Below are 19,280 nucleotides of genomic sequence, written 5' to 3'. Positions count from 1 at the left end.
ACCACGAAGGCGGAGATGCCCCGGGAACGCGCCGTCGGGTCGGTCACGGCGAACACCGTGTAGTACTCGGACACCCCGGCGTTGGTGATCCACCGTTTCACGCCGTTGAGCACCCAGTGATCGCCGTCGCGCACCGCGCGGGTGGTCATCGACGCCGCGTCGCTGCCCGCCTCCGGCTCGGAGAGGCAGTACGAGAACATCGCCTCGCCCCGGGCGACCGGTGGCAGGTATCGCTGTTTGAGGTGGTCGTCCGCGGCCAGCAGCAGCGGCATGGTGCCGAGTTTGTTGCCGGCCGGGATCAGCGACGAGGTGGCGCAGGCCCGGGCGACCTCCTCGATCACGATCGCGGTCGCGAGGGCGTCGGCACCCGCGCCGCCGTACTCGACGGGGATGTGCGGGGCGTGGAAGTCGGCCGCGCGTAGGGCGTCGTAGGAGGCCTGCGGGAACGCGGCGTTCTCGTCGGCGGCGGCGGCGTGCGGGGCGACCCGGTGGTCGCAGACCGCCCGGACGGCCTCGCGAACGGCCTCGTGCTCCTCGGGCAGTTGGTACGCGGAAAACGCCACGGAGTACCTCCTCGTCCTGAACCCTGGCGGGAGCATACCATCCGGTCGGTATGCTTTGACTCCCGCCGTCCCACGAATGGAGCCGCCCGATGCGCACCGCCTCCCGCACCATCGCGCCCACCCCGGCCGACCTGCTCGATCTCGTCGGCCGGGAACTGGGGGCCAGCGAGCCTCGGGTGATCACCCAGGAAGAGGTCGACCGCTTCGCCGACGTGACCAAGGACCACCAGTGGATCCATGTCGACGTCGAGCGGGCCCGCTCCGGTCCGTTCGGCACGACGATCGTGCACGGGTTCCTCACCCTGGCCCTCGTGCCGCGTCTGCTCGCGGACATCCTGGAGGTCACGACGTTCTCGATGGGCGTCAACTACGGGTTGGACCGGGTCCGATTCGTCAAGCCGCTGCCGCCGGGCGTACCGATCCAGGGCACCGCCACGTTGCTCGCCGCCGAGCCGATCGCCGGCACGGAGGGCGGCGTCCAGGCCAAGGCGTCGGTGGTGGTGGAGTTCGCCGAGGACTCCACCACCTGCTGCGTGGCGGAGATCCTCTTCCGCTACCTGCCGTGACGGCGGTGACCGCCGGGCGTACCGGCGGTCACGTCCCCGGCGTCCCGGCGGGTCACTGCCCCGGCGTGCTCGACGGTGCGACGAACCGTCCCCGGTAGAACGACAGCGCCGGGACGGTCGTCTGCTTCAGGTGCACGTGGTCCACGTCGAGCAGGATGATCACGTGGTCGCCGCTGGTGATCGCGGTGTCGCGGCGCCCGGCCAGGACCGCCGGCGTGCCCGGCAGCAGCGGGACGCCGTCGGGGCCGGGCACCCAGGACACCCCGTCGAGCTTGTCCGCCCCCGAGAGCCCGGAGGTGGCGAACCGGCGCGCCACGTCCTCCTGGTCCTGGCTGAGGATGTGGATCGCGATCCGGGCCGAGTCCATCAGCACCGGGAAGCTCGACGAGGAACTGGTGACGCAGAACAGCACCTTCGGGGGCCGCAGCGAGACCGAGGTGAAGGAGTTCACCGTCAACGCGGCGACGGTGCCGTCACCGGTCACCGCGGTCACCGCCGTGACGCCGGTGGGGAAGTGTCCGCACACCTGGCGGAACTCGGCGGAGTCGAACAGGGGCTCGGCCGTCATCGGGTCACCGCCGGGTCGGAGGAGGGATGGTGCGGGCGAAGTCCGCCTTCCAACTGGATCAGGCAGAGGGTGTGCCCGCCGGGATCCTTCACCAGGTGCAGGCGTCCGTGCGGGCTGTCGACCGGGCCGACGGTGGGCGTGCCGCCCAACGCGACGACCTGACGCAGCGTCTCGTCCAGGGAGGCGACCGCGAAGTAGGTGATCCACTTCGACGGGATCAGGTTCGGCCAGTCGTTGTCGAGCGCGAGCACGCCGGCCACCGGTACGTCGTCGAGCATCAGCAGGCTGTACGGGCGGGCGGTGGGGGAGTCCCCGTGCTGCTGGGTGGTGTAGCCGAACAGCGACCGGTAGTAGGCCACCGCGCGGTCCGGCTCCCCGGTGTCCAGCTCGTTCCAGCAGAGCGCGCCGACCGAGTTGAGCATCTGCACACCGGCCCGGGACTCGCCCTGGTAGAGACCGAACGCGGCGCCGAACGGGTCGATGACGGCGGCGCCGGTCCCGGCGGCGGGCAGGTAGCGCGGCGGGGTCACCAGCTCGCCGCCGAGCGCGACGGCCTGCGCGGCGGACCGGTGGATGTCGTGGACCGCGAAGTAGGCGATCCACCCCCGGGGTCGACCGCCGTGCAGGGCGGTGGCGTCGGAGATGCCGGCCACGTCGCGGCCGTTCAGACTGCACATCCGGTACGTGGTGGTGCCCAGCCGCTCGGTCCGCACGGTCCAGCCGAACAGCGTGCGGTAGAACTCCTCGGCCTGCTCCGGGTGCGGGGTGCACAGCTCGACCCAGACGGCCTCGCCGGGCCGGAACGGTTCGCTCATCCGGACACCTCCGGGGTGCTCAGCCCCGCCACGATGGTGTCGGCGGAGATCTCGTAGGCCCGGTCGGGTGTGCCGGACTCCCGGCTCGACTCGACGACCTGGACCACCGCGCGCACCGTCCGGGCCGGCACGGCGAGCAGCGTGTCGACGAGGGCGTCCACCGCCCGGTCGACCTCGTCGTCGGGTACCACCTGGGCGACCAGGCCCCAGGCGAGCAGGTCCCGGGCGGTCGCCGTCGCGGCACCGGTCAGCAGGTGGTAAGCGTGCGGGCGGGGCACGGACCGGGCGATGGTGTGGCCGACCCCGGCGGGGGCGAAGCCGTACCGGGCCTCCGGGAGGGAGAGCCGGACGCCCTCGCCGGCGACCGGCAGGTGGATCGCGCTGAGCAGGCCGGCACCGAAGCCGACGACCTGTCCCCGGACGGCGGCGACCACGGGCACCGGGAGTCGCCGGACGCGGTGCAGGGCGGCGTCGCTGTCGCGCAGACCGGCGGCGACCGTCGCGGCGGTCGCGCCCCGGAGTCGGCCGAAGGCCGAGGTGTCCCAGCCGCTGCAGAAGTGCCGACCGGCCATGTCGAGGTGGATGACGGCGCACGCCTCGTCGGCCGCCACGGTCTCCAGGGTGTCCACGAGATCGCGGAGCGTCGTGTCGTCGAGGCAGTTGCCGCGGGCGCTGTTGTCGAACCGCACCCGGGCGACGTGGCCGTCGCGTTCGTGGGTGAGTGTGGGGGTCACCCTCGGCATAATACGTACCGGTCGGTATGAAGGCAATGTCTGGCCTTGACCTGCCCATGTGATCTGATTGTCATGAACGAGATACCGGCTTGACCCGTTGACTTGATACCGGCTGGTCGGTACTTTGTGGCGAACGTCACCGCCGCGTCACGCGGGGCACGACGGGTCCATCCCCTGTGAAGGACAGCCATGATGATCATGAAATCTTCGCGCTCCCGGCGCACCGTGGCGCTGGCCACGGCACTGACGCTCGCCGGTATCGGCCTGACCGCCTGCGGCGACTCCGACTCATCGGACTCCGGCGCATCGGACTCGACGCCCATCCGGGCGCTGCTCGCGGCCCAACCGGCGACCCTCGACCCCATCGTCGGCGCACGGTCCGGTCAGATCGTCTGGGCCACCATGCTCGAAACGCTGATCGGTACCGACGACAACCTCGGCCCCGCCGACACCAGCCTGCTCACCAGTTGGACCCGTACCGACGCGACCACCTGGACCTTCGCCGTCCGGCCCGACGTCAGCTTCAGCAACGGCGAGAAGGCCGACGCGGCGGCGGTCGCGAACACCATCACCCTCACCCGGGACAGCGAGGCGTCACAGCTCAAGTCCTACTTCGGCAACGTCACCTCGATCGAGGCCCCGGACGCGACCACGGTCGTGCTGAAGACCAAGACCCCGCAGTACAACATCCCGGACCTGCTCACCACGGTCTACCTCGTGCCCCCGAAGTACTACGAGGAGAAGGGCTCGGACGGCTTCGCCGCCGCCCCGATCGGCACCGGGCCGTACGTGTGGGCGGGCGCCAACGCCGGACGTGACATGTCGGTGAAGCCCAACCCCGACTACTGGGGTACGGCACCCAGCAACCAGGGCATCACCTTCACCTGGGCCAACGAGGCCGCCCAGCGGCTCGCCCTGATCCAGAGCAGGAGCGTCGACATCGCCTTCGACCTCCCGCCGGCCCAGGCGTCCGCCGCCAAGGCGGCCAATGTCGAGGTGGTCAGCACCGAGACCGCCATGAAGATCATCGCTTTCCTGGACTCGACCAAGGCCCCGTTCGACAAGCCCGAGCTGCGGGAGGCGGCGGCCCTGGCCATCGACCGCGACGCGATCGTGCGCGGCATCTTCGACGGCCAGGCGGTCGCCGACGCCGGACTGCTCAACGTCCGGCCCGGCGAGCAGCCGGCGCAGAGCGTGGCCCCGAACCTGGACCGGGCCAAGCAACTGGTCGGTTCCGGTGGCCCGACCGTCCAGATCACCTACCCGGCCGCGCAGTACACCAACATCGAGGAGGTCGCGCAGGCCGTCGGTGGTGGCCTGGAGCAGGCCGGCTTCAAGGTCACCTACGAACCGCTCGACTACGGCACGCTCGTCAAGCGCGTCATCGGTCGCCAGGTGCCCGGCATCGCGATCTTCGCCGGGGTGCCGAACGTGGCGGTGCCGGACTTCTTCGCCAGCGGCTTCATGAAGACCCAGTCGATCACCGGCAACTGCCCCGACCCGCGCTTCGACGAGATGGTCCAGGACGCGCTGGAGCAGGACGACGCCGACCAGGCCGCCCCCATCTACGAGCAGCTCAACACCATGGGCGTGGTGGAGAAGCACTGCTACGTGCCGCTGTACCGGCAGGTGTTCAACTACGCGACCGGCCCCGGCGTCACCGGCGTCGAGTTCGGTCCCCTGAACACCGTGGACTTCACGAAGACGACCCGCTGACGATGTCGGAGGCAGTGGAGACGGGGATGCCGGGCGACACCCGGCATCCCCGCACCCCCGAGGCGGACGTGCCCGTCCTGGCGGTCGACGACCTCGTCGTCGAGCACCGCAACCGCAGCACGGGGGAGGTCTTCCGGGCGGTGGACCGGGTGTCGTTGCGCATCGCGGCCGGGGAGAGCGTCGCCGTCGTCGGCGAGTCCGGCTCCGGCAAGACGACGCTGGCGATGGCCGCGACCGGACTCGGGCCACGCGGTACGGGCGACATCCGGCTGCTCGGCCGCTCGCTCTCCTCGATCGGACGCGGGCAGCTACGCCGGCTGCGTCCCGAGGTGCAGGTGGTCTTCCAGGACCCGCACGGCTCCCTCGACCCCCGCCAGTCCGTCCGCTCCGGGCTGCGGGAACTGCGTACCCTGCAACCCCGACGCACGTCCTGGATCACCGACGCCGACCTGCTCGGCCGGGTCCGGCTCGCGCCGGAGATCCTCGACCGGTTCCCGCACCAGCTCTCCGGCGGACAGGCACAGCGGGTCTGCATCGCCCGCGCGCTGCTCATGCGTCCCCAACTCATCGTCGCCGACGAACCGACCTCCGGTCTCGACGTCTCCGTCCAGGCCGACGTGCTGGACCTGCTCCGGGAGATCCGGACGACCACCGGCGCCGCGTTGCTGATGATCAGCCACGACCTGGCCGTGGTCCGCGCCGTCTGCGACACCGTGCACGTCATGTTCCGCGGTCAGGTGGTCGAGGCGGGACCGTGCGAGACGGTCTTCGTGACACCGCGACACGACTACACGCGCGAACTGCTCGCCGCGATGCCCGGCGCGCGATGGAGGAACCGCCGATGAAGGCCAGCACCGTACGCCGGGTCGGCGTCCGCCTCGCGTCGCTGTTCGCGTCGCTGCTCATCGCGCTCAGCCTGGCGTTCGCCCTCGGCCGTCTCTCCGGCGACCCGACCACGATGATCCTCGGGCCGATGGCGCCACCGGAACAACGCGAGGCGCTGCGCGCCGAACTCGGGCTCGACCAACCGCTCGTGGTGCAGTACCTGAACTACCTCAAGGGCGTCTTCACCGGCGACCTCGGACAGTCGTTGCAGTTCTACCAGGCGAACACCGCCATGATCGCCGACCGGCTGCCGTACACCCTGCAACTGGTCGCCGCCGGCATGGCCCTCGCCCTGCTCGTCGGCGTCCCGCTGGGTGTGCTCGCGGCCACCCGGGAGGGCACCTGGTGGGACCGGGCCGCCTCCACGCTGGCCCTGCTCGGCCAGTCCGTGCCGGTCTTCTGGTTCGGCATGATGCTGGTGGTGCTGTTCGCGGTGAACCTCGGCTGGCTACCCGCCGGACAGTCCGGCAGCCTCCGGCACCTGGTGCTGCCCGCCCTCACCATGTCGGTCTATCCGATGGCGCACATCGCCCGGCTGACCCGGGCCTCGATGAGCGAGGCGCTGACCGAGCCGTACGTCGACGCCGCGCGGGCCCGGGGCATCGCCGGGCTCCGGGTGGTCTGGCGGCACGCGTTCAAGAACGCCATGATGCCGATCCTTACCATCGTCGTCCTACAGACCGGCATCCTGCTCTCCGGCGCGGTCGCCGTCGAGTACGTCTACTCCTGGCCCGGCCTCGGGCAACTCGCGTTGCAGGCCATCCAGTTCCGTGACTTCCCGCTGGTGCAGGCGATCGTGGTGTTCGGCGCACTGGTCTTCGTCCTGCTCAACCTGCTCGTCGACGTCCTCCACTCGATCGTCGACCCGAGGGTGAGGTGAGTGCCGTGAGCCAACTCGAACTCGATCCGGTCACCGCGCCGGTGCCACCGGCCCGCACCGCCCGACGTGCGCGTACCTCGGTGTTCTGGCTGTCCCTGCCGCTGGCCGTGGTCGCCGTGCTGGTGTTCGTCCTGCCGTTGACCGGGCTGCTGCCCGAGCGCGGACAGAACCTGGACGCCACCCGCCAACCACCCGGCTTCCTCGACGGCGGGAGCTGGGCGCATCCGCTGGGCACCGACAAGCTCGGCCAGGACCTGCTGACCCAGTTCGTCTCCGCCGGCCAGCTCACGATCATGATCGGCCTGGTCGGCGCGCTGGTCGCCATCGGCCCCGGCACGCTGCTGGGCGTCCTGGCCGGCTACTTCCGGGGCTGGGTCGACCGGGTCATCTCGATCCTCATCGACGCCCAGCTCGCCCTGCCGTTCATCCTGGTCGCCCTCGCGATCATCTCCAACCGGGGCAGCTCGCTGCCGGTGCTGTTCCTGGTGCTGGCGCTCACCGGCTGGGCGGTCTGCGCCCGGGTCACCCGCTCGGCCACCCTGGCCGTCCGGGAACGCCAGTTCGTGACCGGACTACGCGCGGCCGGCGCCTCGGAGGCCCGGATCGTCTTCCGGCACGTCCTGCCCAACCTCGCCGGGACCATCGTCGCGCTCGGCACGCTCCAGGTCGGCACCGCGATCCTGATCGAGAGCGCACTGAGCTTCCTCGGCCTCGGCGTCGGACCCGCGCGGGCGAGCTGGGGCTCGATGCTCGCCTCCGGTCAGGACGAACTGAGCCAGGCCTGGTGGCTCGCGTTCTTCCCCGGCCTCGCCATCACCCTGCTGGTGCTGCTGGTGAACCTGCTCGGCGACGCGTTGCTCACCCACCACGACCCACGGAAGAGGCGCCGATGACCGACCTGTTGGCCATCAACGGCCTCACCGTCACCGCCCGACTCGCCACCGACGACCTGCGGCTGCTCGACGCCGTCGACCTTGAGGTGCGGGGCGGCCAGATCGTCGGGGTGGTCGGCGAGTCCGGCAGCGGCAAGACCACCCTGGCCCGCTGCGTCGTCGGGCTGCTGGAACGCAACGTCCGGGTGGAACAGGGTTCCGTCACGCTCGCCGGTGACGTCGTCGTGGCCCCCGGGGTGGACCGCACCGGACGGGTCCGGGGCAGCGCCGTGGGCATGGTGTTCCAGGACGCGTCGCGCTCGCTCAACCCGCTGATGAAGGTCCGGGTGCACCTCGCCGAGGTGCTGCGCCGACACGTCCCGGGCATCAGCCGGGCCGAGATCGAACGCCGTTCGGTGCAGGTGCTGGAGCAGATGCGTATCACCGACCCCGCCCGGGTGCTGGACAGCCATCCCCACCAGCTCTCCGGCGGGCTGCGGCAGCGGGTGGCCATCGGCCTCGCCGTCGTCACCCGCCCCTCGCTGGTGATCGCCGACGAGTGCACCACCGCCCTCGACGTCACCACCCAGACCAAGGTCGTCGAGCTGTTCCGCACCCTGGTCGACGAACTCGGCATCGGCCTGCTGTTCGTCACCCACGACCTGATGCTCGCCAGCGACCTGTGCGACCGCATCGCGGTGATGAGCGGGGGACGGGTCGTCGAGGAGGGAGCGGCCGAACGCGTACTGGACCGGCCGGAGCAGGACTACACGCGGCGACTGCTCGCCGCCATCCCCTCGTGGAGCTGAAGGAGAACCCGGCACCCATGCACGAGCAGCACGGCATCGACGCGTACGCGGCCTATCTTCCGGCGTACGCGCTCGACGACAACAGGATCGACGCGTCCGGACCACCCCGCGCCGGAGGGCCGGTGCGCGGCGTCGCCGCCTTCGACGAGGACAGCATCACCATGGCGGTCGAGGCGCTGCGGCACATCGCCACCGGCATCCCGGCCGACCGGCACCTGCTGCTGGCCACCACGAGCGCGCCCTACCAGGGGAAGACCTCCGCCGCCGTGGTGCACGAGGCGGTCGGCCTGGACCCCGGGATCAGCGCCGTCGACCTGCACGGGCACCGGTCCGGTGCGGTCGCGCTCGACACGGTCCTGCGGGCCGGAGCGGTGGCCGCCCTGGCCGACGTACGGACCACCCGCCCGGGTGCGCCCGACGAACTGGCCCAGGGCGACGCCGCCACGGCGTACGTGGGTGGCGGCACCCGCGCCGCCGTCCTGCTCGCCCGCGCCGGCCGGACCGTGGAGCTGCTGGAACGGTGGCGGCTGCCGGGGGAGCGGCACGACCGGGTCTGGGACGAGCGGTTCACCGCGGAGGTCCTCGCCGAGGCGGGGCTCGACGTGGCCCGCCGGGCCCTGACCGAGGCGGGTCGGGACGGCGTCGACCACGTGGTCGTGTCGTCGTCCAACGCCCGCTGCGCGGCGGTGCTGCGGCGCGCGCTCGGCGGCGCGGGTCAGGACGCGGCGATCGAGCGGCTCACCGGCTTCACCGGTGCCGCCCATCCGGGACTGCTGCTCGCCGCGACGCTGGACGAGGCGGAACCCGGTCAGCACATCCTGCTGCTGTCGGTCACCGAGGGGGCCGACGCGTTCGTGCTCCGGGTCGGCGACCAGGTCCGCGTGGCGCGCGGCGGAGCGCCGGTCCGCGCCCAGCTCGACGCCCGGCACCGCCTCGGCTACGGCCGCTACCTGCGCTGGCGTGGACTGCTGGACGTGCAGGGTCCGGCCCGGCCGGCGGCACCGGCACCGGCCGCCCCCCCGATGCACCGCCGCGCCGGCTGGAAGTACCGGCTGGAGGGCTCCCGCTGCACGGCCTGCGACACGGTCACCACACCGCCCAGCCGGGTCTGCGCCCGCTGCGGTGTCGCGACCCTGGCGGAACCCACCACGGTCTCGCTGCGCGACCGCACCGCCCTGGTCGTCTCGTCGACCCGGGACCACCTGACCACCATGCCGGAACCGGAGGTGGCGATCGTCGTCGCCGACGTGGCCGGCGGAGGTCGGCTCAGTGCGTACGCGACCGACGTGGACCCCGCCGACGTGGTCGTCGGGATGTCGATGACGCCCACCTTCCGGCGACTGTGGACCACCGACGCGATCCACAACTACTTCTGGAAACTCCGCCCGCGCAAGGAGACCCCCGATGGCCAGTAGGCGTATGGCCCACGACGTCGCGATCGTCGCGATGGGCTGCACCCCGTTCCGGGACCACTGGCACTCCTCCGCCGACGACCTGCTGGTCGACGCGGTCCGCGAGTGCGTGGCCTCCCAACCCCGCCTGACCCTCGACGACGTCGACGCGTTCTGGGTCGGCACCCAGGGATCCGGTATGTCCGGGCAGACGCTGGCCCGCCCGTTGCGGCTGGTCGGCAAGCCCGTCACCCGGGTCGAGAACTACTGCGCCACCGGCTCGGAGGCGTTGCGCAACGCCGCGTTCGCGGTGGCCTCCGGCGCGTACGACATGGTGATGGCGACCGGCGTGGAGAAGCTGAAGGACTCGTCGTACTCCGGCCTGTCGGCGGTCTTCCCACCGGCTGACGGCACCGACGTGGACTGGACCGCGCCGGCCGGGTTCTCCCTGCTCGCACCCGCCTACCAGCGCGCGTACGGGGTCGAGGCCCGGGACATGCGCAGCGCCCTGACGAAGGTCGCGACGAAGAACCACGCCAACGGCGCGTTGAACGAGCGCGCCCAGTTCCGCAAGGCGGTCTCCGCCGAGGCCGTGGAGCGGTCGCCCCGGATCGCCGGGGACCTCGGCGTGCTGGACTGCTCCGGGGTCTCCGACGGCGCGGCGGCGGCGGTGCTGGTCCGCGCCGAGGACGCCTACCGGTACACCGACAAGCCGATCTTCCTGCGGGGGATGGGCTTCGTCGCCGGCTCCGGTGCCGGGCTGGCCGCCGACGGCTACGACTTCACCACCTTCCCCGAGGTGGTCGAGGCGGCGCGGCAGGCCTACGAGCAGGCGGGGATCACCGACCCGGCCACCGAGATCTCGCTGGCCGAGGTGCACGACTGTTTCACGCCGACGGAGGTGGTGCTGATGGAGGACCTGGGATTCTCGGCGCGCGGAACGGCCTGGCGGGACATCCTCGACGGCCGGTACGACCTCGGTGGCGCGCTGCCGGTCAACACCGACGGCGGGCTGAAGTCGTTCGGCCACCCGATCGGCGCCACCGGGCTGCGGATGGTCTTCGAGTGCTTCACCCAACTGCGGGGTGAGGCCGGTGCGCGGCAGGTGCCCGACGCCCGGTTGGCGGTGGCCCAGAACCTCGGCGGCCAGCCGGGTTCCTGCGTGGCGTTCGTCGCGGTCCTGGGGAGCGGGCGATGAGCCGGGTCAGCCTCGACGGTCGGGTCGTCATCGTCACCGGTGCCGGCAACGGCATCGGTCGGGCACACGCCCACGCGCTCGCCGCACGCGGCGCCAAGGTGGTCGTCAACGACCTCGGCGGCGCGGTCGACGGCTCGGGCTCCTCCGGTGCCGCGCAGACGGTGGTCGACGAGATCCAGGCGGCCGGTGGCACCGCCGTCGCCTCCACCGACTCGGTGGCCACCGCGTCCGGCGGCGCCGACCTGGTCGGCCGCGCCATCGACGCGTACGGGCGGGTGGACGGCATCATCCACAACGCCGGCATCCTGCGCGACCGGACCCTGGCCAAGATGACGGAGCAGGACGTCAGCGCCGTCCTCGACGTGCACCTGGCCGGTGCGTTCCACGTGCTGCGGCCCGCCTGGCCGCACCTGGTCGGGCAGGGCTACGGCCGGATCGTGCTGACCAGTTCGTCGTCCGGACTGTTCGGCAACTTCGGGCAGGCCAACTACGGTGCGGCCAAGACCGGCCTGATCGGCCTGATGAACGTGCTCGCGTTGGAGGGCGCCCGTCGGGGCGTCCTGGTCAACGCCATCGCGCCCACCGCTGCGACCCGGATGACCGAGAACCTCCTCGGCGACCTGACCGACCGGTTCGACCCGCAGCACGTCGCGGCGGTGGCCACCTTCCTCGCCTCCGAGCAGTGCCAGCTCAACCGGCACATCCTCACCGTCGGCGGCGGCCGGGTCGGGCGGATCTTCCTGGGCGTCACGCCCGGCTGGTACGGCGGCGTCGCACCGGCCTCGCCCGACGACATCCTCGACTCGATCGACGACATCTGCCGGCTGGACGACTTCATCGTGCCGGACAGCGGCGCCGACGAGGTCGCCCTGATCCAGCAGGCCCTGTCCGGCCCGTCGGACCGTACGGAAGGCGAGTGACATGCCGGTCAGCGAAGTGCACCACGTGGCGGTGACCGTCTCCGACGTCGACCGGGCCGCCGACTTCTACGAGCAGGCGCTCGGTTACCGCCGGACGCTGCGTACCGACGTCGGCGGGCCGGGCATCGAGGTGTCGCTGGGGCTGCCCGCCGGCACCACCGGCCGGGTGCAGTACCTCCAGGGGCCGAGCCAGATCGGCCAGCTCGAACTCATCGAGTGGAACGGCACCCCGACCCGGACCGCCACCGGCGGGCACCTGGAACTGGGTACCTTCCTGCTCAGCTTCGCGGTGCCGGTGGACGAGATGGAGGAGCTGCACGCCCGGCTGGTCGCGCTGGGCGCCGAGTGCCTGACCCCGCCCAACCGGGTGCTGCTGGACAACTACGGGTACATCACCGCGTTCGCGGCCCGCGACCTCGACGGCAACCTGTTGGAGTTCGTGTCGCTGCCGTCGCGGGAGGAGATCCTCGCCCGGCGGCGGGAGGCGGACGGCTGATGGCCGGCAGCAACTTCTCGCTGACGCTGCGCCGGCAGGCCCTGCGCCGCGCCGACCGGGAGGCCCTGGTCGACGGTGCGGCCCGGTGGACGTACGCCGAGCTGGACGCCGACGTCGACCGGCACGCGGCGGCGCTGCTCGCGGCCGGGCTGCGCCCCGGTGAACTGGTCGGCGTGCTGGGGCGCAACACCGCCACGTACGTCCTCGAACTGCTCGCGCTGAGCCGGATCGGCGCGGTGTCGGTCCCGTTGAACTGGCGGCTGCACCCGAACGAGCAGGCGTACGTCATCGACCAGGCCGGCATCACCGCGCTGCTCTACGACGACGACTTCGCCGACGACGCGGGCCGGCTGCTGGCCGGTACCGGCCTGCGGACCGCCGTGGCCAACGGCGACCGGGTGGTCGGCGACGCCCGGCGGCTGGCCGTGCTGCTGACCGGGCAACCGGCGGGTGTCCGGGTCCCGGACGCGGCCAAGGAGCCCGGCGACGTGCACCGGCTGCTCTACACGTCGGGCACCACGGCCCGTCCCAAGGGCGTCGTCCACACCTACGGCAACCTGACCGCCAACCACCTCGCCCAACTGCTCGAACTGGAACTCACCCCGCAGGACCGGATCCTGGTCTCCGCGCCGCTGTTCCACGTCAGCGGTCTGGAGGCACCCGGCCTGGCCACCTTCGTGGCGGGCGCGACGATGGTGCTGACGCCGACGTTCAAGGCGGCGGACATCGCCCGCGTCGCCGCCGAGGAACGCGTCACCGGCATGGTCCTGGCCGCCCAGATCCTCTTCGGACTGCTCGACCTTCCCGAGCCGCCGGACCTGCGGTCCCTGCGCTACCTGCTGTTCGCCGGGGTCGCGCCGAGCGTGCGGCAGGAGGTGAAACGGCGGCTGCCGCACGTGCGGCTGGTCGACACGTTCGGCATGACCGAGCTGTGCAACGGCGCATGCTACCTCGACGCTGCCCACGAGCAGAGCAAGCTCGGCGCGCTCGGTGCACCGTTCCCCGGCGTGCGGATCGAGATCGTCGACGAGCGGTTCCAGCCGGTGCCCCCGGGCGTGGAGGGCGAGATCGTGGTCCGGGGCGAGAAGGTCTCGCCCGGCTACTGGAACGACGACGAGGCCAACCGACGGACCCGCCGCGACGGCTGGTTCCTCACCGGCGACGTGGGCCGGATCGACGCCGACGGCTACCTGTGGTTCGTCGACCGGCGCGCCGACCTGATCAAGTCCGGCGGGGAGAACATCGCCAGCGCCGAGATCGAACGGGTCCTCGCGCAGCATTCCGACGTCGCCGAGGTCGCCGTCATCGGCGTACCGGACCCGACGTGGGACGAGGTGCCGAAGGCGTTCGTCATCCTGCGCGACGGCGCGACCGTCACCGGTGAGGATCTGCGCGGGCACTGCCGGGCCGAGCTGGCCCGCTACAAGGTCCCGAAGTACGTGCAGGTGGTCACCGCGCTGCCGCGCAACGACTCCGGCAAGGTGCTCAAGAAGGGGCTGCGCGAGATCGAGGCGGCCCGGTGAGCACCGCCAACCTCGCCGCCATGCTGGGCCGCAACGCGCGGCGCTTCGGCGACGACGACGCGCTGGTGTTCGAGGGCCGGCGCTGGACCCACCGGCAGCTCGACGAGGACGTCAACGCGCTCGCGGCCGGTCTCGCCGCCGAGGGGCTGGGCCGGGACGACCGGATCGCGATCGTGGCGAACAACGTGCCCGAGTTCCTCATCCTGTCGCTGGCGGCGGCGAAACTCGGTGCGGTGTTCGTGCCGCTGAACTACCGGCTGACGCCGGGCGAGATCGAGCGGCTGCTCGCGCACGCCGACGTGTGCGCGGTCGCGACCGTCCCCGAGTTCGCCGGGCTGACCGACCTGGCCACCGCACGCCTGCCGCAGGTACGCCGGTTCGCGCTGGAACCGATCGGCGACGGCTGGACCGACCTGCGGGGGCTGATCGAGGCCCACCGTGGCGCCCGGGTGCCCGACGCCGACCTCGATCCGGACGCCCTGCAACGGATCGTCTACACCTCCGGCACGACCAGCCTGCCCAAGGGCGTGCTGCTCACCCACGGCAACGTGAACATGAACATGCACGCCCAGATCGTCGAACTCGGGCTGGGGCCGGGCGACCAGGTGCTCAACTTCGCGCCGCTCTATCACGTCGGCGGCACCGACCTGCCCGGGTACGGCATCTGGCACGTCGGCGGCTGCATGGTGCTCCAGCGCCGCTTCGCCCCGGCGGCCGTGCTGGCGGCGATCGACACGGAACGGATCACCGGGATGGTGATGGCCGCGACGATGCTCGACATGCTCCGGCGCGAGACGGCGGACGCCGACCTGTCCTCGGTGCGCTGGGTCATCTACTCCCAGGTGAGCGCGGCCCTGTACGCGGTGGCGCGCACGCTGTTCCCGAACGCGCGGCTGATCGAGGGGTACGGGCTCACCGAGACGTGCAGCGGGCTGACCTACCTGGACGCCGCCCACGCGCAGAGCAAGCAGGGCTCCGTCGGTATTCCCGCCCCGTGGGTGCAGGTGCGGGTGGTGGACTCGAACGGCGACGACGTGCCGGTGGGGGAGAACGGCGAGGTGATCGCGCGCGGGCCGAAGGTGAGCCCCGGCTATCTCGACGACCCGGAGGCGACCCGTGCCGCGTTCCGCGACGGCTGGTTCCACACCGGCGACGTGGGCTGCTTCGACGCCGACGGCTACCTCTACATCCGGGACCGCCTCAAGGACATGATCCGCAGCGGCGGGGAGAACATGTCCAGTGCCGAGATCGAGAACGTCCTGGCCGGGCATCCGCTGGTCCTGGCCGTCTCGGTGGTGGCGGCACCGCACCCGGTGTGGCTGGAGGTGCCGGTGGCGTTCGTGGTAAGCCGCCCGGGGCTGGACGCCGAGGAGCTGATCGCGTACGCCCGGGAGCGGCTCGGCGGGTTCAAGGTGCCCAAGGAGGTCTACCTGGTGACCGAGTTGCCCACCAACCCGTCGGGCAAGGTACTCAAGCGCAGTCTGCGGGAGCTGCGCCCGACGTTGCGGCCGGACTGGACGTACGGCGACCCGCGGCCCGGCTGAGCGTCACCGGCCGGGGCCGGTCGCCGTCCGCAGCAGGGCGAGGGCGTGCACGAGGTGGAAGCGGCGGGTGCCCCGACCCAGTTCCTCCCACGGCTTCTGCCAGGTCATCCGCCGGGCCAGCGTCCACGCGTCGTCGCCGACCGTGGTCAGGTCCCGCACCGCGTCGACCTCGTCGCGGTGGTACGCGCTCAGCTCGTCGACCCGGGCGGCGACGTCGCGGTAGGGGAACTGGTGGGCCGGGCAGGCCACCGCCGCGTCGAGCGCCCGGATGCGGGCCAGGCTGCCGAACAGGTCGGCGGCCGGGTCGTCCTCGGGGCGGCTGACGATCGCGAGTTGGGTGGGTCCCTCGGCCATCATGGTGTCGCCGGTGAAGACCAGGCCCCGGGTGTCGAGATAGACGGTGTGCCCGTAGGTGTGCCCCGGGGTGGGTACGGCGCGCACGGTCACGTCGCCGAAGCGGAACTCGGTCTCGTCGGTGACGGTCACGTCCGGCCGCAGGTTCTCGTGGTGCACGGCGACGTCGACGGCGTCGGCGTACATCGACTCGACCACGTCGGTGGGGGCTCCGGTGAGGTCGAGCGCGGCGCGCAGTTGGGCGAGGAACGTGCCCCGGGTGCGGTGCATGGTGGCGAAGTCGTCGGGGCGGCCGATCACGATCCGGGCCCCGGCGACCGTCTGGAGCCGGGTGGCGAAGCCGACGTGGTCGGGGTGGTTGTGGGTGAGCAGGACGGTGCCGATCGCCTCGACCCGGTGCCCGAGGGACTCCACGGACTGCGCGAACGCGCGCCAGCAGACCGGGTGGTCGTAGCCGGCGTCAACGAGGACGAGCCCGTCGGCGGTGTGCAGGAGGTAGACCGTCACGTAGCGCAGGGCGCTTCCGGGCAGGGGCACGGGCACGGCCCAGACACCGTCCACGACCTGGGCGGGGGTGGGCACCTCACGGGCGCGGTAGCTGGCGGCGTGGGCGTCGATCGCGGGTATGGACATCGTCGCTCGGCTCCCTTACGGTGGGACAACACAACATACCGGATGGTCGGAATTTAACTCAAGGAGTCCGATGAGCGAGGAGCGGACCGGCTTTCGGCTGTGGGCGACCGCAGCACCCGACCTGTGCGCGGTCGTCACCCACGACGACCGTCGGATCTCCTACGGGGACCTGTTCGCCGAGGTGAACCGGATCTCGCACGGCCTGCGTACCCGGGCCGGGCTGGAGGTCGGCGACACGGTGGCCGCGGTCATGACCAACAGCGCCGGGATGATCGCGCTCTACCTCGCGGCGATGCAGTCCGGCCTGTACCTGGTCACGCTCAACTACCACCTCACCGAGCCGGAGATCGCGTACATCCTGGCCGACAGCGGCGCCAAGGTGGTGGTCGGGTCCGCGCGTGTCGAGCAGGTCGTCGTCTCCGCCGCCGAGGCCGCCCCCGGCATCCAGGTCTTCGTCGACGGCACGCCGCAGACCGACCGGGCCCGGCCGCTGTCGGCGCTCACCGCCGACATGCCGGCGGTGAGTCCGGAGCAGGTCCCCGCAGGGTCGCTGATGATGTACACCTCGGGCACCACCGGCCGCCCCAAGGGCGTCAAGCGACCGCTGAGCGGCATCGACGCCGATGCCGGAGCGCTGACCTACCGCTGGCTGTTCGCCGAGTTCGGGATGGAGCGTCCGGCCTTCGCGTCCTGGCTGGTCTCCGCGCCGATGTACCACTCCGCCAACATCACCCCGGCGATGGGCGCCCTGCACGCCGGCGGCACGATGGTGCTGATGGACGGCTGGACGCCGGAGGGCTTCCTGCGGCGCGTCCAGGAACAGCGGGTCACCGGCACCAGCATGGTGCCGACGCACTTCTACCGACTGCTGCAACTGCCCGAGTCGGTACGCGACGACTACGACGTCTCCTCGCTGCGCTACGTACTGCACGGCGCGGCACCCTGCCCGCTGGAGGTCAAGCAGCGGATCATGGACTGGTTCGGGCCGGTGGTCTACGAGTACTACGGCTCCACCGAGGTCGGCACCACCATCGCCCGCCCGCACGAGTGGCTGGCCCACCCCGGCACGGTCGGGCGGCCGGCGTCCATCTCCACCCTGCGGATCCTCGACGAGCAGGGCGAGGAGGTGCCGGTGGGACAGACCGGCATCGTCTACATGCGTCAGGGCGAGGACCGGGTCGAGTACCACAACGATCCCGGCAAGACCGAGGGCGCCCGCCGCGACGGCCTGATGACCGTCTGGGACGTCGGCCACGTCGACGCCGACGGCTTCCTCTACATCACCGGCCGGGCTTCCGAACTGATCCTGGTCGGCGGCGTGAACGTCTACCCGGCCGAGATCGAGGCGGCGCTGCTGGCCCACGAGTGGGTCGCCGACGCCGGGGTCATCGGCGTACCCGACCCGGAGTTCGGTGAGGTGCCGCAGGCGCACGTCGTCCTGCGCGACGACGCACCCGACGGTGACGCCGCCGTCGACGAACTGCGCCGCTACCTCGCCGACCGACTGGCCAAGCCGAAGCGCCCGGTCTCCTACCTGGTGCGCGACGCGCTGCCGCGCGATCCCAACGGCAAGCTCTACAAGGCCCGGCTGCGGCGTCCCCGTGAGGTGACCGCGTGACCGGGCGGCACGACACGAGGGGAGGGACGGATGGACTTCGATGACAGCGCGTCCGACCTGGCGTTCCGGCGCGAGGTCGGCACCTGGCTGGACGAGGCGCTGCGCGACGTCCCCGACCAGGAGGAGTTGTCGCAGGACGAGCGCGAGCACTGGTCGCGGGTGTGGCAGGACCGGCTCTGCGCCGGCAACTGGGCCGGCCTGTCCTGGCCGGTCGCGCACGGTGGTCGGGGACTGGACTCGTTGGCGCAGGCCATCTTCAACGAGGAGGCCGCGGTGCGCGGAGCGCCGTACCCGCTCAACGGGGTCGGCATGATGCTCGCCGGACCGACCGTCATCGCGCACGGCACCGACGAACAGCAGGCCCGGCACCTGCCCGGCATCCTGCGCGGCGAGGAGTACTGGTGCCAGGGCTTCAGCGAGCCCGGCGCCGGATCCGACCTGGCCGGCCTGCGGACCGCCGCGACGAAGGTGGACGGCGGCTGGCTGATCAACGGCGCCAAGATCTGGACGTCGAACGCGCACAACGCGTCCCGGTGTCTGCTGCTCGCCCGCACCGACGCCGACGCGCCCAAGCACCAGGGGATCACCTACTTCCTCGCCCCGATGGACGGGTTCACCGTCCGGCCGCTGACGATGATCAACGGGGACACCGAGTTCAACGAGATGTTCCTCGACGACGTCTTCGTCCCCGACGCCGACGTGCTCGGCGGGGTCGGCAACGGCTGGCGGGTGGCCCTGACCACGCTCGCCTTCGAGCGCGGCAGCATGGCGCTGAACCTGTGGGTGTGGGCCCGCCAGGCGGTGGACCGGGTCGTCGACCTCGGGATCGCGCGCGGGGTCGCCGACGACAACGCCTTCGTCGACGCGGTCGGCGCGTTGCAGTGCGACGCCGAGGCGGTGCGGATCGGGTCGATGCGGATGCTCGGCGAGAGCCGCGCCGGGGGAGTGCCCGGGCCGGAGACCTCGGCCCTCAAGAGCCTCTGGGCCGGGGTGGTGCAGCGCGCCAACCGTCTCGCCGTGCAACTCGACGACGGGGGCGGCGTGCTGCTCGACGGCGACGGCGCCGCCGCCCGGATGCGCCGCTACCTGCGCGCCCGTGCCCACACCATCGAGGGCGGCACGGAGGAGGTCCAGAAATCGATCCTGGCGGAGCGGGTGCTGAACCTGCCCCGCTCACGCTGAGCGGAGTCATCGC

Annotated in this window: 19 protein-coding genes; 14 read left to right on the top strand and 5 right to left on the bottom strand. The window is 71.8% G+C overall.

Going from position 1 to position 19,280, the window contains the following annotated elements:
• A partial coding sequence (locus ACIBMZ_RS29605; protein ID WP_396699457.1) for an acyl-CoA dehydrogenase family protein occupies positions 1 to 563 on the bottom strand: 563 nt, incomplete at its 3' end.
• A gap of 89 nt (positions 564 to 652) precedes the next feature.
• Here ACIBMZ_RS29605 and ACIBMZ_RS29600 point away from each other — a divergent pair.
• Positions 653 to 1,129 carry a MaoC family dehydratase gene (locus ACIBMZ_RS29600; RefSeq protein ID WP_396699455.1) on the top strand — a complete coding sequence of 159 codons (477 nt, stop codon included), beginning with the start codon at positions 653 to 655 and terminating at the stop codon, positions 1,127 to 1,129.
• A 52-nt stretch (positions 1,130 to 1,181) separates the two neighbouring features.
• Here the strand turns inward: ACIBMZ_RS29600 and ACIBMZ_RS29595 are convergent, their stop codons facing one another.
• Genes ACIBMZ_RS29595 through ACIBMZ_RS29585 form a run of 3 tightly spaced genes read right to left on the bottom strand, consistent with a single transcriptional unit; the run spans position 1,182 to position 3,246 of the window.
• Positions 1,182 to 1,697 carry a flavin reductase family protein gene (locus tag ACIBMZ_RS29595; RefSeq protein WP_396699453.1) on the bottom strand — a complete coding sequence of 172 codons (516 nt, stop codon included), beginning with the start codon at positions 1,695 to 1,697 and terminating at the stop codon, positions 1,182 to 1,184.
• Entirely contained in the window at positions 1,694 to 2,512 is an 819-nt protein-coding gene (locus tag ACIBMZ_RS29590) for a VOC family protein (protein WP_396699451.1), read from the bottom strand. The genes ACIBMZ_RS29595 and ACIBMZ_RS29590 overlap by 4 nt, the downstream gene beginning before the upstream one ends.
• Entirely contained in the window at positions 2,509 to 3,246 is a 738-nt protein-coding gene (locus ACIBMZ_RS29585) for an enoyl-CoA hydratase/isomerase family protein (RefSeq protein ID WP_396699449.1), read from the bottom strand. The genes ACIBMZ_RS29590 and ACIBMZ_RS29585 overlap by 4 nt, the downstream gene beginning before the upstream one ends.
• A 198-nt stretch (positions 3,247 to 3,444) precedes the next feature.
• Between ACIBMZ_RS29585 and ACIBMZ_RS29580 the strand changes: the two genes are divergently transcribed.
• Genes ACIBMZ_RS29580 through ACIBMZ_RS29530 form a run of 11 tightly spaced genes read left to right on the top strand, consistent with a single transcriptional unit; the run spans position 3,445 to position 15,480 of the window.
• On the top strand, positions 3,445 to 4,962 hold the full coding sequence (locus ACIBMZ_RS29580) for an ABC transporter substrate-binding protein (RefSeq protein ID WP_396699447.1): 1,518 nt from the start codon (positions 3,445 to 3,447) through the stop codon (positions 4,960 to 4,962).
• Positions 4,963 to 4,964: 2 nt separating this feature from the next.
• Entirely contained in the window at positions 4,965 to 5,807 is an 843-nt protein-coding gene (locus ACIBMZ_RS29575) for an ABC transporter ATP-binding protein (RefSeq protein WP_396699445.1), read from the top strand.
• Positions 5,804 to 6,727 (top strand): ABC transporter permease, encoded by a 924-nt coding sequence (locus ACIBMZ_RS29570; protein WP_396699443.1) that lies wholly within the window; start codon positions 5,804 to 5,806, stop codon positions 6,725 to 6,727. The genes ACIBMZ_RS29575 and ACIBMZ_RS29570 overlap by 4 nt, the downstream gene beginning before the upstream one ends.
• A gap of 5 nt (positions 6,728 to 6,732) precedes the next feature.
• On the top strand, positions 6,733 to 7,620 hold the full coding sequence (locus ACIBMZ_RS29565; RefSeq protein ID WP_396699441.1) for an ABC transporter permease: 888 nt from the start codon (positions 6,733 to 6,735) through the stop codon (positions 7,618 to 7,620).
• A complete protein-coding gene (locus tag ACIBMZ_RS29560; RefSeq protein ID WP_396699440.1) occupies positions 7,617 to 8,408 on the top strand; it encodes an ABC transporter ATP-binding protein in 792 nt (263 codons plus the stop codon). Before ACIBMZ_RS29565 ends, ACIBMZ_RS29560 begins: the two co-directional genes overlap by 4 nt.
• The gene (locus tag ACIBMZ_RS29555; RefSeq protein ID WP_396699438.1) at positions 8,399 to 9,823 is read left to right on the top strand and encodes a zinc ribbon domain-containing protein; all 1,425 of its coding nucleotides are present in this window, start codon (positions 8,399 to 8,401) and stop codon (positions 9,821 to 9,823) included. The genes ACIBMZ_RS29560 and ACIBMZ_RS29555 overlap by 10 nt, the downstream gene beginning before the upstream one ends.
• Positions 9,813 to 10,997: an acetyl-CoA acetyltransferase gene (locus ACIBMZ_RS29550; protein ID WP_396699436.1), complete on the top strand. Its 1,185-nt coding sequence runs from the start codon at positions 9,813 to 9,815 to the stop codon at positions 10,995 to 10,997. The genes ACIBMZ_RS29555 and ACIBMZ_RS29550 overlap by 11 nt, the downstream gene beginning before the upstream one ends.
• Positions 10,994 to 11,917 (top strand): SDR family NAD(P)-dependent oxidoreductase, encoded by a 924-nt coding sequence (locus ACIBMZ_RS29545; protein ID WP_396699435.1) that lies wholly within the window; start codon positions 10,994 to 10,996, stop codon positions 11,915 to 11,917. Before ACIBMZ_RS29550 ends, ACIBMZ_RS29545 begins: the two co-directional genes overlap by 4 nt.
• 1 nt (position 11,918) lies before the next feature.
• Complete coding sequence (locus tag ACIBMZ_RS29540) at positions 11,919 to 12,413, top strand: VOC family protein (protein WP_396699433.1); 495 nt, start codon at positions 11,919 to 11,921, stop codon at positions 12,411 to 12,413.
• Positions 12,413 to 13,936, top strand: a complete 1,524-nt coding sequence (locus tag ACIBMZ_RS29535; protein WP_396699431.1) for a class I adenylate-forming enzyme family protein — start codon at positions 12,413 to 12,415, stop codon at positions 13,934 to 13,936. The genes ACIBMZ_RS29540 and ACIBMZ_RS29535 overlap by 1 nt, the downstream gene beginning before the upstream one ends.
• Positions 13,933 to 15,480 (top strand): class I adenylate-forming enzyme family protein, encoded by a 1,548-nt coding sequence (locus tag ACIBMZ_RS29530; RefSeq protein ID WP_396699429.1) that lies wholly within the window; start codon positions 13,933 to 13,935, stop codon positions 15,478 to 15,480. The genes ACIBMZ_RS29535 and ACIBMZ_RS29530 overlap by 4 nt, the downstream gene beginning before the upstream one ends.
• 3 nt (positions 15,481 to 15,483) lie before the next feature.
• On the opposite strand, the gene ACIBMZ_RS29525 is transcribed toward ACIBMZ_RS29530, so the two are convergent.
• Positions 15,484 to 16,467, bottom strand: a complete 984-nt coding sequence (locus ACIBMZ_RS29525; RefSeq protein ID WP_396699427.1) for an MBL fold metallo-hydrolase — start codon at positions 16,465 to 16,467, stop codon at positions 15,484 to 15,486.
• A gap of 70 nt (positions 16,468 to 16,537) precedes the next feature.
• Between ACIBMZ_RS29525 and ACIBMZ_RS29520 the strand changes: the two genes are divergently transcribed.
• Both ACIBMZ_RS29520 and ACIBMZ_RS29515 read left to right on the top strand, forming a co-directional pair.
• Positions 16,538 to 18,085 (top strand): AMP-binding protein, encoded by a 1,548-nt coding sequence (locus ACIBMZ_RS29520; RefSeq protein ID WP_396699425.1) that lies wholly within the window; start codon positions 16,538 to 16,540, stop codon positions 18,083 to 18,085.
• 30 nt (positions 18,086 to 18,115) lie between these two features.
• A complete protein-coding gene (locus ACIBMZ_RS29515) occupies positions 18,116 to 19,267 on the top strand; it encodes an acyl-CoA dehydrogenase family protein (RefSeq protein ID WP_396699423.1) in 1,152 nt (383 codons plus the stop codon).
• Positions 19,268 to 19,280: the final 13 nt, after the last annotated feature.

It is taken from the genome of Micromonospora sp. NPDC049900 (genome assembly GCF_044461025.1).
In the GTDB taxonomy this organism is placed as follows: Bacteria; Actinomycetota; Actinomycetes; order Mycobacteriales; family Micromonosporaceae; genus Micromonospora.
This window is presented reverse-complemented; position numbering and strand designations above follow the sequence as displayed.